The sequence below is a fragment of the Pseudomonas agronomica genome, from assembly GCF_025917275.1.
Classification (GTDB): domain Bacteria; phylum Pseudomonadota; class Gammaproteobacteria; order Pseudomonadales; family Pseudomonadaceae; genus Aquipseudomonas; species Aquipseudomonas agronomica.
Genome location: NZ_JAOSHO010000613.1, coordinates 1 through 2,629 on the forward strand (window position 1 = coordinate 1; position 2,629 = coordinate 2,629).

General features: G+C 62.0%; 3 protein-coding genes. 2 read left to right on the plus strand and 1 reads right to left on the minus strand.

The features are described from left to right. Positions 1–80: 80 nt before the first annotated feature. The gene (suhB, locus tag OC610_RS25220) at positions 81–899 is read right to left on the minus strand and encodes a type III secretion system regulator SuhB (protein WP_003185165.1); all 819 of its coding nucleotides are present in this window, start codon (positions 897–899) and stop codon (positions 81–83) included. A gap of 144 nt (positions 900–1,043) precedes the next feature. On the opposite strand from suhB, the gene trmJ reads away from it, so the two are divergent. Together trmJ and cysE are read left to right on the plus strand one after the other, a co-directional pair. Further along, entirely contained in the window at positions 1,044–1,814 is a 771-nt protein-coding gene (gene trmJ / locus OC610_RS25225; protein WP_264431743.1) for a tRNA (cytosine(32)/uridine(32)-2'-O)-methyltransferase TrmJ, read from the plus strand. Between the two features lies 1 nt (position 1,815). Beyond that, a complete protein-coding gene (gene cysE / locus OC610_RS25230; protein WP_264431744.1) occupies positions 1,816–2,592 on the plus strand; it encodes a serine O-acetyltransferase in 777 nt (258 codons plus the stop codon). The last annotated feature ends 37 nt before the right edge of the window (positions 2,593–2,629 follow it).

The window sequence follows — 2,629 nt, forward strand, 5'->3', positions numbered from 1 at the left end:
AATGTCCGCCTCTGAGCTGGGGGGGGTGAAACAGGCATAAAAAAAGCACCCCGAAAGGTGCTTTTCTCTAGCCGAGCTATTTAGCGCTTCAGCGAAGCCGGCAGGTGCGGCTGGATAGCAGTCAGCACAGCCTTGAAGCATTTGGTGTTGCCGGCAACGATGTGGCCTTTCTCAAGGAAATCGTGGCCACCGGTGAAGTCACTCACCAAACCACCGGCTTCCTGGATCAGCAGGGCGCCTGCTGCCATGTCCCACTCGGACAGGCCCGACTCCCAGAACGCATCGAAACGACCGGCAGCGACATAAGCCAGGTCCAGGCTTGCAGCGCCGGCGCGGCGGATGCCAGCGGTCTGGCCGACCAGGGCGCGGAACATGCCCAGGTAGTTGTCCAGGTTGTCCATCTGGTCGTCACGGAACGGGAAACCGGTACCCAGCAGGGCGCCGTCCAGGCTGGTGCGGCCGCTGACGCGCAGGCGACGACCGTTCAGTTGGGCGCCACGGCCACGGCTGGCGGTGAATTCTTCCTGGCGAACCGGGTCCAGCACGACGGCGTGTTCCAGGCGACCACGGTATTTGCAGGCGATGCTGACAGCGAAGTGAGGAATGCCGCGCAGGAAGTTGGTGGTGCCGTCCAGCGGATCGATGATCCACAGGTACTCTTCGCCTTCGATGCCGGTACCGGCGTGCATGCCGGTCTCTTCACCGAGGATCGAGTGGTTCGGGTAAGCCTTGCGCAGGGCGTCGACGATTTTCTGTTCGGCGGCGCGATCTACCTCGGACACGTAGTCCTTGGCGTCTTTTTCATCGACCTTGATGGTATCCAGGCGCTCGATGGAGCGGAAGATCAGTTCACTGGCGCTGCGGGCGGCGCGCAGCGCGATATTCAGCATGGGCTGCATGGAGGTGTCACCTAAGGTTGTTAAAGAAAGCCGCGCATTCTATCAGAACTTTTTCTCAGGAGAAGGTTGGTGTTCGCTTTCATAGCTTAACGGTAGGTGCTTAGGTAAGATTTGCTCCCTTTGTCGTGTTCGAGAGCGCCTCCCTTGTTGCAGAACATTCGTGTCGTCCTGGTCAATACCAGCCATCCGGGTAACATCGGCGGAGCTGCGCGGGCCATGAAGAACATGGGCCTGTCGCGGCTGGTGCTGGTCGAGCCTCGCTCGTTTCCCCATCACGAAGCCGATGCCCGGGCGTCCGGCGCCAATGACATCCTGGCCAATGCCGAGGTTGTCGCCACGCTGGAAGACGCCCTGGTGGGTTGCAACCTGGTGCTCGGCACCAGTGCTCGCGACCGCCGTATCCCCTGGCCGCTGCTCGATCCTCGCGAATGCGGCACCAAGGTGATCGAGGAGGCCGGGCAGGGCGCGCAGATCGCCTTGGTGTTCGGTCGTGAAGATTCCGGCCTCACCAATGAAGAGCTGCAGCGATGTCATTTCCACGTGCATATCCCTTCCGACCCCGGCTTCAGCTCGCTGAACCTCGGGGCGGCGGTGCAGGTGTTGAGTTATGAAGTGCGCATGGCCTGGCTGCAAGCCGAGGGCCAGCCCAGCAAGCTGGAAAAATACGAGGCGACGTCGCCGCGCAGTGAGACACTGGCGACCATGGACGAGCTGGAACGATTCTATGAGCACCTGGAGCAGACCCTGGTGGCCATCGAATTCCTCGACCCGGACAAGCCTCGGCACTTGATGGCGCGCCTGCGTCGGTTGTACGGACGAAGCTCGGTGAGCCGAGCGGAAATGAATATATTGCGCGGCATCCTCACGGAAACCCAGAAAGCGGCCCGTGGCGAGCTGATTAAGCGGAAGGAATAAAATGTTCGAACGTTTGCGTGAAGATATCCAGAGCGTCTTTCATCGTGACCCGGCGGCGCGCAATGCCTTTGAAGTATTGACCTGCTACCCGGGCATGCACGCCATCTGGCTCCATCGCCTGTCCGGCGCCTTGTGGAACATGGGTTGGAAATGGCTGGCGCGGCTGGTCTCGAACTTCGGGCGCTGGCTGACCGGGATCGAGATCCACCCGGGCGCCAAGGTCGGTCGCCGGTTCTTCATCGACCATGGCATGGGCATCGTCATTGGCGAAACCGCCGAGATCGGCGACGACGTGACGCTGTACCAGGGCGTGACCCTCGGCGGTACGAGCTGGAACAAGGGCAAGCGCCATCCAACACTGGAAGACGGTGTTGTCGTGGGTGCCGGCGCCAAGGTGCTCGGGCCGTTCACGGTGGGGGCGGGCGCGAAAGTCGGCTCCAACGCCGTGGTCACCAAGGCCGTGCCGCCCGGCGCCACTGTGGTGGGCATTCCAGGGCGCATCATCGTCAAGTCCGATGACGAGCAGGATGCCCGTCGCAAGGCCATGGCCGAGAAGATCGGCTTCGACGCCTACGGTGTCGGCGAAGACATGCCCGACCCGGTGGCTCGCGCCATCAACCAGCTGCTCGACCACCTGCAAGCGGTGGACGGGCGCCTGGAGGGGATGTGCGGCGCCCTGAAGGAACTGGGGAGTAATTATTGTGCCAAGGACCTGCCTGAACTGCGCGAAGAGGATTTCGCGTGTGTGAAGGACAAGGATGAGACCCAGGCCAGCTGAAGCCTTGCCGGCCCCTTCGCGAGCAGGCTCGCTCCCA

Excerpts from the sequence above, each read along its gene's own strand:
- suhB (WP_003185165.1), bottom strand. The coding sequence starts at position 899 with ATGCAGCCCATGCTGAATATCGCGCTGCGCGCCGCCCGCAGCGCCAGT.
- cysE (WP_264431744.1), top strand. The coding sequence starts at position 1,816 with ATGTTCGAACGTTTGCGTGAAGATATCCAGAGCGTCTTTCATCGTGAC.